Source organism: Hymenobacter psoromatis (genome assembly GCA_001596155.1).
Lineage (GTDB): Bacteria > Bacteroidota > Bacteroidia > Cytophagales > Hymenobacteraceae > Hymenobacter.
Genome location: CP014771.1, coordinates 1,198,441 through 1,211,033, shown reverse-complemented (window position 1 = coordinate 1,211,033; position 12,593 = coordinate 1,198,441). Strand labels below are relative to the sequence as shown.

At 60.6% G+C, this 12,593-nt stretch carries 10 protein-coding genes; 5 read left to right on the top strand and 5 right to left on the bottom strand.

From position 1 onward, the window contains the following. Positions 1 to 32: 32 nt before the first annotated feature. A complete protein-coding gene (locus A0257_05130; GenBank protein ID AMR26553.1) occupies positions 33 to 920 on the bottom strand; it encodes a cyanophycinase in 888 nt (295 codons plus the stop codon). 60 nt (positions 921 to 980) lie between these two features. Next, entirely contained in the window at positions 981 to 2,801 is a 1,821-nt protein-coding gene (locus A0257_05125) for an aminopeptidase (GenBank protein AMR26552.1), read from the bottom strand. A gap of 324 nt (positions 2,802 to 3,125) precedes the next feature. Here A0257_05125 and A0257_05120 point away from each other — a divergent pair, with 324 nt between their 5' ends. Together A0257_05120 and A0257_05115 are read left to right on the top strand one after the other, a co-directional pair. Beyond that, positions 3,126 to 4,880, top strand: coding sequence for a hypothetical protein (locus tag A0257_05120; GenBank protein ID AMR26551.1), 1,755 nt, complete (start codon positions 3,126 to 3,128; stop codon positions 4,878 to 4,880). Positions 4,881 to 5,205: 325 nt separating this feature from the next. Further along, the gene (locus A0257_05115; protein AMR26550.1) at positions 5,206 to 5,985 is read left to right on the top strand and encodes a hypothetical protein; all 780 of its coding nucleotides are present in this window, start codon (positions 5,206 to 5,208) and stop codon (positions 5,983 to 5,985) included. A 1,285-nt stretch (positions 5,986 to 7,270) separates the two neighbouring features. Here A0257_05115 and A0257_05110 read toward each other — a convergent pair. Together A0257_05110 and A0257_05105 are read right to left on the bottom strand one after the other, a co-directional pair. Further along, positions 7,271 to 7,744 (bottom strand): hypothetical protein, encoded by a 474-nt coding sequence (locus A0257_05110; protein AMR26549.1) that lies wholly within the window; start codon positions 7,742 to 7,744, stop codon positions 7,271 to 7,273. 193 nt (positions 7,745 to 7,937) lie between these two features. After that, positions 7,938 to 9,386, bottom strand: coding sequence for a DEAD/DEAH box helicase (locus A0257_05105; protein ID AMR26548.1), 1,449 nt, complete (start codon positions 9,384 to 9,386; stop codon positions 7,938 to 7,940). A 209-nt stretch (positions 9,387 to 9,595) separates the two neighbouring features. Between A0257_05105 and A0257_05100 the strand changes: the two genes are divergently transcribed. Then, complete coding sequence (locus A0257_05100) at positions 9,596 to 10,111, top strand: GDP-mannose pyrophosphatase (protein AMR26547.1); 516 nt, start codon at positions 9,596 to 9,598, stop codon at positions 10,109 to 10,111. Positions 10,112 to 10,240: 129 nt separating this feature from the next. Here the strand turns inward: A0257_05100 and A0257_05095 are convergent, their stop codons facing one another. Continuing rightward, entirely contained in the window at positions 10,241 to 10,816 is a 576-nt protein-coding gene (locus tag A0257_05095; protein AMR26546.1) for a hypothetical protein, read from the bottom strand. A gap of 176 nt (positions 10,817 to 10,992) precedes the next feature. Between A0257_05095 and A0257_05090 the strand changes: the two genes are divergently transcribed. After that, positions 10,993 to 11,238: a hypothetical protein gene (locus A0257_05090; protein ID AMR26545.1), complete on the top strand. Its 246-nt coding sequence runs from the start codon at positions 10,993 to 10,995 to the stop codon at positions 11,236 to 11,238. Between the two features lie 222 nt (positions 11,239 to 11,460). Further along, positions 11,461 to 12,480 (top strand): glycosyl transferase, encoded by a 1,020-nt coding sequence (locus A0257_05085; GenBank protein ID AMR29625.1) that lies wholly within the window; start codon positions 11,461 to 11,463, stop codon positions 12,478 to 12,480. Positions 12,481 to 12,593 lie beyond the last annotated feature (113 nt).

The window sequence follows — 12,593 nt, the reverse complement described above, 5'->3', positions numbered from 1 at the left end:
GCTTTTAGCAAGGGGTAGGGCAGCAACTGGTGCTAGCAGACGGCGCTTTTAGCCGCTTCCTTGCTCACGTAAAACTTGCGCTCGGTCATGCAGTACACGTTGCCCTTGGCCAGCACGTGCATCTTGATATTCTCGATGGAGAGGGTAGTGCCTTTCTTAATGGCGGCGGCGTTGTTGTGCATAATATCAAAGCCGTCGAGAATGATGACCAGGTTCGAGCCGATGGTTTCGACCAGGTGGCCGTCGGTGATGAGCACGCCGGTGTCCTCGCCCAGGCCAATGCCAATGAGCTTGGGGTAGAGCGCTACCGCCTCAATGAGCCGGCCAAAGCGCCCGCGCTTCACGAAGTGCGAGTCGATAATGGCTGGCGGCGACAGGCTGAGGCCGGTGCCCATTTTCACGGCACCCTTTAACAAGGCATCGGGCACCGAGCCGCCCCGAATCATGTGCTGCGACATGGCCATTGCGCCGGCGCTGGTGCCGGCAATCACGAAATGCTCCTCGGCAAAATAGCGGCGGGTGAGGGTGTCGAGAAAATCGGTGTCGCCAAACATATCGCGCAGGCGCGACTGGTTGCCGCCCGAAAACATGACCACATCGGCGGCCCGCAGGCGCGCCAGGTACTCGGGCTGCCGCGCATCCTCGGGCGTGCGAATGTCCATGATGCCCACATTGTGGCAATTGAGCATGGCAAACGAGCCGATGTAAATCGGACCCACCTCCTGCGGAATCATGGACGCCGTGGTGATTACTTCAATGCGCGGGTCAGTTTTGCCCGACTCCGAAACGACGCGCTTGAGAATGCCCAGCTCGAAAAAATTCAGGTAGTACTGGCGCTTGCTGCGGACGGTGGGGTAGGTGCCTTTGTCCTCGTTGCCCCCAATGGCAATGAGCTTGCCGCGTGGAATAAGATTTTTCAACGGTAACCGATAGATGTTGTAAGCAGGCAAAAGTACGGCAGGATGATAGGGCGGCCCGCCCTACCCCCCCGCCAGCAGCGCATCGGGGCTGCTCGTGGCCACCGAGTGGTAGTTGGGCCGCGCCAGCTGGTAGAGGCGCTGCGCCCGTGCCCGGCCGCCGGGCGTGCCCAGCAGCGCCCGGTAGAGGGGCACCAAAAACTTGCGTCGCCCCACGTGCCGCAAAAAGTTTTCGAGCGCGGCATCGGCCGGCGCGTAGCCTGCCCGCAGCGCCAGCGGAAACCAGGTGGCCAGCAGCTCGGCATTGCCCGAGTTGGTGAAGTGAAAAGCGGCGTCGAGCCGGGCCACGGCCTCAGTGGGCAGGGTGGGGGGTAGGCCACGCAGGAAGTGCTCCCACTCCTGGCTGCTCCACTCCTTAGTTATAGGGTGCAGCTCGGTGGGCGGCGTGCCGGTGGCCAGCCGGGCCAGGGCCGCATCCACGCCGGCCAGGCGGGCCGAGGTAGCTGCGGGAGCGCCGGGCGGCAGGCCGGGGCCATCGAGCCAAGCCGGCAGGTCGAGGCGCGCGGCTTCATCAGGTGTCAGCAGGGTTTGGGTGAGGTAGGCGGCGAAGCGGTCGGTGTCCATGCTCTGAAACGCGAACCGGGTGAAGTACTCCGTAATAAAGGCGTCGAGGCGGGGCCGGCCCACCAGGTGCTCCAGGGTCAGCAGCAGCAGGCAGCCCTTCTCATAGGCAATGTCGTTGAGGCCGTCGTCAGGGTCTCGGCCCGCCAGGTGCAGGCGCAGGTGAGTGGCCGCGCTGGCCGGCCCCAGCTCCTGCAAGGTGTGGTGCAGGTCGGCTTCGCCCAGCACTTGCAGCATGTCGGCGTAGGGCCGGCCGTAGAGCTGCTCCATAATGCGGCGCTCGAAATAGACCGTGAAGCCTTCGTTTAGCCAGAAATCATTCCAGGTTGCATTTGTAACCAGGTTGCCGCTCCACGAGTGGGCCAGCTCGTGCGCTACCAGGCTGGTCAGGCTGCGGTCGCCAGTTATAATAGTAGGTGTTACAAATGTTAAACAAGGGTTTTCCATGCCACCAAATGGAAAACTTGCTGGTAACACAAGTAAATCATAGCGCCCCCAGCGGTAGGGTCCATACAATTGTTCGGCAGCCTGCACCATGCGGTCCAGCTCTCCAAACTCGTGGGTGGCGCGGGGGAGGGTAGCGGGTTCGGCATAGATTCCGGTGCGCTCACTGAGTGGGGCAAAGTCGAGGCGGCCCACGGCCAGCGCCAGCAGGTAGGCCGGCACCGGCTGCGGCTGCCGGAAGTGGTAGTGCCCATCGGCGGCGGTGGCCTGTGGGTTCTCGGCGCTCATCAGGGCCAGCAGCTGCCCGCGCTCTTCGCCCAGAATTTCCACCTCGGCCGCGTAGGTGAAGCGCCGGCCCGGCGAGTCGGGGCAAGGCAGCCAGGTGCGCGCCAGAATAGCCTGCGACTGCGTGAACAGGAACGGGTGCCGGCCGGCTGTTTGGGCCGGGGCCAGCCACTGGAGCGCTGCCGCGTGCGGGCTCGTGCGGTACGCAATGCGCACGGCCGCCGTGCCCGCAGGCAGCGCGATGCGCAGCGCCTGGCCCAGCGTCGCATTGGGGGTGTCCAGCGTGTGCGCGGCCTCGGGGCCAGTGCCCGCGGCGTTTGTCCAGACCTGTTCAATAATCAGGTCGCGGGTGTCGAGCACCAGCTCGGTGGGCTCGGCCGGTGGGGCGGCCAGCTGCCAGGTTGCCGCGCCCGCCAGGGTCTGGCGGGCAAAGTCAACTGCCAGGGCCAGGGTGAGGTGAGCCAGCGCCGGTCCCTGCGCGAAGCTGTGCGGGTCGCTGGCGGGAGGGGGAGTAGAGGAAGGAGTAGTGGGCATAAGTGAAAAGTGAAAAATCAGAAATAATGAAATGCTACATACTTTTAAAATTGCCTGGGCTCCCCCGCTTGGAAGCAGCAAGCCCAGGTAAGCGGACCTGGCATTGGCAAACAGGCCCGCCTAAAAAGTACGCGACTTACCCCCTTTTAGTCCGGGCTTTTAGATTACTTTTAGGAGCGGAATTTGCATCGATGTTATGCGCCGGGAGCAACCCGCCCGGCAGCTGCTCAGTAAAACGAGCATTTCCTGCCATCAGCTTCGCACGGGGCCGGGCACTGGTCAGTTAACGTTAGCTTGCCCGGCCCCGCCATTTTCCCCTTCTAAATGCCTTTTAAAATTCGACTACACTTTCTTTCGTTTGCCCTGTTTGTAGGGCTGCTCGGCCTGCCTGGGCTGCTGGCCTCGTGCGGCAGCAAGGGCAGCCAAATCGAGCAGACGAACCCCAAAAACGATACGGTCGTCACCGACAATACCAGTGGCCCCGAGCCGCACCTCGACAGCGTTTTTGTCATTAGGGCCATGCAGGCCAACGCCCGCTTTAAGACGCAGGAGCGCTGGGCCCGCAAGTTTTACCGCGAGCGGCAGTTTCGGCTGGGCTGGTTCCGGGAGCACAAGCTCGTGCCGCAGGCCAATACCTTCCTGAGCGTAGTAGCTAAAGCGAAAGATGATGGCCTGGACCCTAAGCACTATGATATCAAGCAGATAACCGATATGCTAGCCTCGCTCAAAAGCGTGGGCCAGGATACCGCGCGCCGCAACCAGCTGGAGCGTAAGCTCGACGTGACCCTGTCGGGCAGCTATTTTGCCTGGGCTTCGGACTATTACCGGGGGGTAGCAAACCCCCGCGATACTAAGAACGACGCCTGGAAAGTCAAGCGCAATAAAATCAAGCTCGACCATGCCCTGATGACGATTTTGCGGGAGCGCGAGAGCACGTACCCCTACTACGACTTCGCGCCGCTGCACCCCGAATACGAGCACCTCAAAAAGGCGCTGGCCCTGCTGCGCGCCCGGCAGGCGGCGGGCGGCTGGCCCGCGCTGCCGGGCACTACCCACCTCAAGCCCGGCGACAACCTGCCCGTGGTGAACCTGCTGCGCCAGCGCCTGCTGGGCGGCGAGTCCACCGGCCAAACCCCCGCTACGACGGCTGCCACGGCCAAGCCGGTAATTAATATTACTACCCCCGCCGGCACCGTCTATGACCCCACGCTGGTGACGACCGTCAAAAATTTTCAGCGTGACCTGGGCTTGCCGCCGACTGGCCTGGTCACCGGCGAAACCCTGCACCAGCTCAACGTGCCCATCCAGGCGCGCATCAACCAGGTTATCCTGAACATGGAGCGCTGGCGCTGGCTGCCCAAAAAATTTGAGCCCGACTATCTTATCGTGAACATCCCCGAGTACCGCCTGCGGGTGTACGAGCAGGGCAAGGAAGCTCTCACCATGCGCGTCATCGTGGGCAAGGCACTCACCGCAACGCCCGTCTTTTCCGACAAGATGGAGTACGTCGTGCTGGCCCCCTACTGGAACGTGCCCTACAGCATTATCGACAAGGAGCTACGCTCGAAGCTCGAAGCTAACCCCAATTACCTCGACCGCCTCGACATGGAAGTGGTGAAGGGCTACGGCCGCAAAGCCACGGTCATTGACCCTACTACTATCGACTGGGCCGGCGTCACGCAGGATAACTTCAAGTATACTTTGCGCCGCCGCCCCGGCCCGAAAAATGACCTCGGCGACGTGAAGTTTATCTTCCCCAACTCAAACGATATTTACCTGCACGACACGCCCCACGACGAGTTGTTCGCCCAAACCAAGCGCAGCTTCAGCCACGGCTGCGTGCGGGTGGAAGAGCCTATAAAGCTAGCTACTTACCTGCTGCGCAATAATCCCAACTGGGACCTGACCAGCATTCAGGATACCATCGCCGAGCACCGCGAGAAGTACATCACGCTCAAGGAAAAGCTGCCGGTGTACCTGGTATATCTCACTGCCTGGGCCGACGCCGATGGCCACGCCCACTTCCGCGATGACATTTACGGCCACGATAAAGCACTCGCGAAAGAGTATTTTGAATAGCGCTCCGCCAGGGTCGCACCCCCAGTGCAAGCTAGTGCCGCTCACCTAAAAAAGGCCCCTGCCATCATGGATGGCAGGGGCCTTTTTATGCACCTAAATAGCCTCTATTAGCAGGGCAGCGAACAAATGTACTCAAATCAAATTGGTTACAAATGTGTTAAACTTGTCAAATAAAGGGTGGGCATAAGCAGCGAAATCCGCTTCAACTCAATTGTAAATACCTTGTAAACGCCTTTTGATAACTTTTGTGAACAGATTTATCTAAACTTAGTGGTGCCAGTAGTTCAATTTTGTTTCGCACATTTGTGAAATAAATAGACTTGTTATGATAACGCGCATTCGGCAGCTGCTGGACAGCAAAGAGCTTTCGCCTACTCAGTTTGCCGACTTTATCGGGGTTGGCCGGCCGGTGGTGAGCCACATCCTGAGTGAGCGCAATAAGCCGAGCCTGGACGTAGTACAGCGCATTATCGGGGCCTTCCCCGAGATTTCGCTGCCCTGGCTGCTCAGCGGCACCGGCGATATGCTGGATGAAGCCGTTGCACCGACTCCTAGCCCTGGCACGACCAGCGAAAACGACTCCGCTATTACTTCCCCTCCGAAGCCCGTACCAGCTTCCCAGCCTGCCCCGGCCGCTCCTACCCCCCCACCCGCGGCCGAACTGCCCCTTAGCCCACCCGCCAGCCCGGTTGAGGCACCGCTTGCGGCGGCCGCCCCGCCCGTAGCGCCCGCCAAGCCAGTAACAGGGCTTGCCCCTAATACCGTAGCGGCTCCTGTTGGGGCGGAAGTGGCCTTAGCCAAGCCTTTTCGGGCCGCCCGCTTCGTGCCGACGGCTACGGCTGCTCCTACCCCTGCGGCGGCAACTGCCCCCTTGGTACCGGCGCTGCCCCCAAGCGAGTCGCTACCGTTGGTACCCCCCGCCAAGGCTGCCGTGGCCGTTCCGGTTGTTTCCCCTGCTGCGGAGGTGCCAGCGGCCGGCCTACCCCCCGCCAATAGCCCGGTCGAAACCGCAGTGCTTCCCTTCTTGCCGGAGCCAGGCAAAGCTATCCGGCGCATTGTTATTTTTTACCGGGATGGCTCTTTTGCCGACTACCAACCCGAGTAGTAATCCCTCCGCATCTTGTAAAATCCCGACCTCTGCCGCCGAGCGGTGAGGCGGGATTTTGGCTTTTATGGGCTTTCCCAGGTTAGTCTCGTATCGCTGCTGGTAGCTGCGCAACTGCGCTGGCTACTGCCTGGGAGGCGTTGCTAAACCAGCTTGCCGGGTCCCTCGAATGTCAGCTAAATTTAGTAGCGCTGCTAGAGATAAGGCGGGGATTAGCTGTCTTCACGCTAGCGAGGTCTAAACTAATAGATTTTGCTACTGGTACAGTAGCAAAGTTCAATCTCAGCTGGGGCTTACAATCGCACGTTAAGCCAGCAGTAAAGTGCCGTTTAGGTTGTCGGCGGCTTGGTTCTAGTGTGCGACATTAAGTGGTTTAATTACAAGCCATATCATACCAGGTGAAAGCTTTTATGCAGGGGGTTATTTAACGCTTATGTTATTGTTATTCAGCCAACAATCCATCACCTATTTAAGAGTCTGTGAAAGGTAAAGAAGTTGAATTTTTATTGCCGCGTTTATAATTTAAGTGCTACTGCCGTAATGGTCATAATGTGCGCCATAGCCAACCGATTCTTGCTAAGTATATTGCCAGCGCTGAAGCTTGCTAAAAGCTAAAAAAGCCGCGCTAACATAATAGGCACTGAAGTGAGGGATTGTGACCAATTTAACGGTGCTGCCTAACCGAAGCTGCTAAAAATTTGCGTACCTGAACGAAGCGGAGTAGCCTGGTAAAAAAGCGCACTAAGCAGCGCTGCTGGCTCTGCTGCCAATGGCTTCTTAGCCACCTGAAAGCATGCGTCTTCAAATGTAAATAAGCCAATAATTGGAAGTGGCAAGTTGGGGATAGACGATAGGAATATGATAAGAAGCGCTACGCGGATGGTAGCCAGGCGGTAGTAGCAAAAGCGAGGCCAATACAATAAAATAGGCGGCCATTAGCTTTCAGATTTAGGCCGCCAAGCCTTACCTTCGCGGTATGAAAAGCTTGCGCACCTACTCCCTGCTGCTGGCCGCCAGCGCGGCCCTGTTTCTGACCGCTGCCTGCTCTACGGCCCCCGACGCGGAGAAAGACCCCAGCGCCGACGCCGCTTACAAGCGGGACCACCGACCCGCTGAGTACCGCGAGGCCCAGCGCAGCAACGTCAGTTATTAAGCAGTAGCCAGCCGCTTGCTGGCGCACCAACCAATCTAAAACGACCAAGCCCCGGCCACGCGCGCTGCGTAGCCGGGGCTTGGTCGTTAAAGTGCGATAGCGCGTACTCTCAGCGTCTGCGCTATAAAAATCTTAAGCTTCGGCCAGGGCCAATTCGGCGAAAGCGGGAAGGGGTAGGGCGGCCACGAGCTGCTGCTCCAGCAGGTCGGCCCAGCCTCGTAGGTAAAGCACCACGTCGTCGCGTTGATTATGGCGCATGGCGTTGCGCCGCTCAAACGGAATAGTATGGCGCACGGCCGGGTCGCCGAGCTTTTCGAGATGCGTGAGGTCCTGGCGCGAGAAGCCCATAGCCAGCATTTCGTCGATAGTCTGGTCGAAGGGCAGGCCGCTGGTGGGGCAATAGTCCACGAGTTGGCGCTCCCAGTCGCCGTAGCGCTGCAGGGCCTGGGTATGAATCTCGGCCTTGGTGAGGCTGGTGACCGTCTGGGCCAGGTGCCCGCAGTTGCAGCTGCCCATGTGGCCCCACTGGTAGGGCGCTTCGGCGGCCAGGCGGCGGGCAGTGTCGCGCAGGGCCTGAATGAGGGGTAAGGAAACGCGGGATGTCATACTAGTGAGCCACGAAAGTGGCGTTAAAGTAATACCAGAGAGCTACCTTGAGAAGCCAGTCCACAGGGTATTTGTTTCCTGGTGGGCTAAAAAAAACGAATGCCTCGTGCCGTGCGGCGCGGGGCATTCGAAAATAGAAGAGTTACCTATAAGTAGGCATGTGCCACGCCCGGCAACGAGCTGTGCCCGGCGACTAGCTGGAGCGGCGGCTGCCACCTTCGCTACCCCCGCGCCCGGCCTGGAAGGGCCGGCTGCCGCGCTGGCCACCGCCGGAAGCAGCCCGCTCGCCGCCGCCCGACGACTGCGGCCTACCCCCCCCGCGGTGCTCACTGCGGCCACCACCCGAGGTAGAACCGCTGGCGCGCGCCGCGCCGTTACGGCCCTGGCTACTGCCGCTGCCCCCACGCCCGTCGCGGGCTGGGCGGCCAGCCGGGCCTTTGGGTCGCACAATGCGCTCATTGCCCGTCAGCGAAACCGGTGCCACGCTGTTTGTAGTAAAGGGGTGCTCCTTGTCAATGTCTAGCTGCCGGCGGATAAGCTTCTGAATATCTTGCAGATACGCGCGTTCTTCTTCCTCAACAAATGTAAACGCGGTGCCGAACGCGCCGGCCCGGCCCGTGCGGCCAATGCGGTGCACGTAGGTTTCGGGCTCGTTGGGCACTTCGTAGTTGATGACGTGCGTCAGCTCATCCACGTCGATGCCGCGGGCGGCAATGTCGGTGGCGACCAGCACGCGGGTAGTGCCGGCCTTGAAGTTGCTGAGCGCCCGCTGACGGTGGTTCTGGCTCTTGTTGCCGTGGATGGCCTCGGCGCTAATCTGGGCTTTTTCCAGCGTCTCGGTCACTTTGTTGGCGCCGTGCTTGGTGCGGGTAAACACCAGCACGCGCTTCATGGCGGGGTCCTTGAGCACGTGGCGGAGCAGGGCGGGCTTGTCGTTTTTATCCACTAAAAACACCGATTGCGTCACCGTGTCGGCGGTGCTCGACACGGGCGTGACGGCCACCTGCACCGGGTTGGGGCGCAGGATGGTGGCCGACAATTCCTTAATCACGTTCGGCATGGTGGCCGAGAAGAACAGGCTCTGGCGGCCGGCCGGCAGCTTGGGCAGGATGCGCTTGATGTCGTGGATGAAACCCATGTCGAGCATGCGGTCGGCCTCGTCGAGCACGAACACTTCGAGGTGCTGCAAATGCACGTAGCCCTGGTTCATGAGGTCGAGCAGGCGGCCGGGGGTAGCCACCAGGATTTCGACGCCACGCTGCAACGCCTGCACCTGCGGGTTTTGCCCTACCCCCCCAAAAATGACGGTCGAGCGCAACTGCGGCAGGTGGCGGCCATAGGCCTTAAAGCTCTCGCCAATCTGGATGGCCAGCTCGCGGGTCGGGGTCAGCACGAGGCAGCGAATGCGGCCTTTGGGACCCTGGCCGGCCTTCTGGGTGAGAGAGGTTTGGTGCAGAATCTGGAGAATCGGCACCGAGAAAGCGGCCGTTTTGCCGGTGCCCGTTTGGGCCACGCCCAGCAGGTCATGCCCTTCGAGCACCTGCGGAATGGCTTGCTGCTGAATGGGCGTGGGGGTCGTGTAGCCTTCCTCGCTCAGGGCGCGCAGGATGGGCTCAATCAGGTTGAGTTCGTTGAAAGTCATGGGGGTAGGAGCCACCCGCCCGGTGGGGAGTGGCTGGGGCGGAGGCCATCGGCTGCCCACGCGAATACAAGAAAAGAAGAGGAATAAGGCCCTTGCCTGGTGCCAGAATGACGACGCGGCGGGCCGGTTGGCCGTATATGCACGGCCAGCAGCTGGTCCGATTGCCAAGCTGCCTTCGGCGGCAAAGGTACCGCTTAAATCCTCAACCCATGCAGATAGTTCACCGCGAGCGCGCCTACGACGGCCATTTTAAGCTCAATAAGCTCACTGTTAAAACTTCGGAAGGCCAGAAATTACTCCGCGAGCAGTTTGCCCCCGGCCACGCCGTGGCTGCCCTCGTCTTCGACACCCAGGCCCGGCAATACGTGCTCACCCGGCAGTTTCGATTTGGTGCGGAGCGCGAATTACTCGAAATCGCGGCCGGCATGATTGACAAAGGCGAGAGCCCCGAAACTGCCGTGCGCCGCGAGATTCACGAGGAGCTGGGCTACGAAATCGACCAGCTCACGCCCATCGTAACCATGTGGCCCTCGCCCGGCACCAGCGCCGAAACCATCGCCGTGTACTACGCCGAAGTGAGCCGCCAAACCGGCCCCGGCGGCGGCTTGGCCGCTGAAAACGAGCAAATTGAAATGGTGCGCCTCTCGCGGGAAGCTCTGGTCAAAGAGCCATTGCAGGACGCCAAAAGCCTGATTGCCGTGCAATGGGCGCAACTGCACAAGTAAGAAGGGCTGTGCGGTAAGCTTTAGCTTGCCGTGAGTAGTGTAGGATAAGCTTTAGCGTGCCTTAAATAGCTAATTATGAATGCTAAGCAGAAATTAACCGCCCAGCTAAAGCTTACCCTACACTAGCCTTTACTGCGGCGTCAATTGATACTCAAACTGCTGGCGCAGCCGCGTGTCCGTAATCACAAGCGTGAGCGGGCCCACGGCCGGGTCGAGCTTAATGAAGGGGATAAGCTGCTGAGACTGATATAAATCGCGGCCGTAGAAGCGGCCGGTGCCGGGCTTGGGCGTGGCCGTGAAAACCTCCTTGCCATCCTTGGTGCGAGCCGAGAGGGTGAGCAGCGACGGGTCGGCGTTTTTCGGGCCTTGGCGACGAATGTTGAGCACCAGCGCGCCGTTGGGGGGTAGGGCTTTTAGGCGGCGCTGAAAAGTAGAGTCGGCCCAGTTGTGAATCTTGCGCAACTCGCTGATTTCAAATAGCATTTCGGCCGGCGAGCGGTAGCAAACGTGGGTGTACGTGCCGGTGATATCGGCGTCTTCGTCGGTATTCTTGGTGATGTTGGCGACTACCGGGCACTCGGGGTTTTTCTGAGCAAACATATAGCGCTTGCGCGCCGGGCCATTGGGGCTTTGGGCGTGCGCGGCCGTGGCGCCCCCCAGCAGCAGGGCCAGCAAACCGATGCGTAGCGTGGTAGAAAATTGCATTATAAAGAGAAGTTGAATAAGGGTAAGAAGAACAGGTATAGAACCACTACAAAGAACGGTAAGTCGCGCCACATGCCGGGCATTAACGGCGAAATTACCCACGCCAGCGTATAAAATTGACAAAAATGTAAGCCTGCCGTAACCCCGGCATAATACTAAGCGGCGAGCTTTGGGGCATGCTAAAACTAGCTGATTCCAAGCGCTTTTTATTGGACTGGCAGCCCTCGGGTGCGGGGCTGGCTTGGCTGCTAACCCTGGGTTGGTGGCTGGTGCTAAGCTGGCCGCTGCGGCGGAATCTGCGCTCGGCCCTGGGCGGCGCAGTGGCAGGCGGCTCCACCGCCGGCCCGCCCACCAGGCCCCGGCGGCCCAAAGGCCGCCCGCGCTCCGGCCTCGCGCACTTGGCCTACCCCTCCGCCGCGTGAGGAAGTCGGTTTTATAATGGTCTGTTGAAGTTGAGGTTGTTTAAGAAGCGGATAAATAGAACGTCATTCCGAGCTTGCCGAGGAATCTCGCTCGCGTCGTAGAACGAGGCTCGAACGACGCGAGCGAGATTCCTCGGCAAGCTCGGAATGACGTTCTATTTATCCACTTCTTGCAATAGCTTCGTTGTACCCTCGATGCAACCAACAACCAACAAGCAAAAAATGAAGGTTCTCTATGCCATTCAGGGCACGGGCAATGGCCACCTGATGCGCGCCCTCGACGTGGTGCCGCTGCTGCAAGCGCGCGTGGCGGCGCTGGGCGGGCAGCTCGATATATTGGTGAGCGGCCCGCCGGCCGACCTACCCCTGCCGTTTGCGGTGAAGTACCGGGTGGGGGGCATGGGGTTTTTATTTGGCAAGAAGGGCGACATCAACTTCGTGAAGACCTTCCGGCAGTTTAATTCGGCCGGGTTCGTGCACGACATTCGCCACCTGCCGGTAGAGAGCTACGACCTGGCTATCAACGACTTTGAGCCGGTGTCGGCCTGGGCCTGCCGGCTGCGCCACCGCCCCTGCGTGGCCCTGAGCCACCAGAGCGCCGTGCTGCACCCGGCCGCGCCGCGGCCCGCCGACGAGGACCCCGCCGGCCGCGCCGTGTTGCGCCACTACGCGCCCCACACGGCGCAGTATGGCTTTCATTTTCAGGCGTATGCGCCCAGTATCGCTACCCCCGTCATTCGGCGGCAAGTGCGCGCGCTAGCGCCCACCGACGAGGGGCACTACACGGTGTATTTGCCAGCTTTTGAGGAGCAGATGCTCGTGGAGCGCCTGCGCTACCTTAGCCGCACGGTGCGGTGGGAGGTGTTTTCGAAGCACAGCCCGCAGCCGGCCGACTACGGCAACGTGCGGGTGTGGCCGGTGAGCGGCGGCGACTTTCTGCAAAGCCTGGCCCGCGCCCACGGCGTGCTCTGCGGCGCGGGCTTCGAGACGCCCGCCGAGGCGCTGTACCTGGGCAAAAAGTTGCTCGTGGTGCCCATGAAGCAGCAATATGAGCAGCAGTGCAACGCCGCGGCCCTGGCCAAGATGGGCGTGCCCGTGGTGCGCGGCCTCCGCGACAAGCACCTCGACCGCCTCGACGACTGGCTGCACTGCGGCCAGCCCGTGCCCGTAGATTACCCCGACCGCACCGGCGCGGTGCTCGACCAGCTGCTGGCCGAGCAATTAGGAATAAAAATGGCCTGAACGGCGTAGCGGCGCGACCCTTCGCGGCTTGTCGTTGTTTTGCCAGTTGCCAGTTGCCAGCCAGCAAGTTGGCTGGCCATTTGACCAAGCGGCGCGAGGAGTCGCGCTGCCGC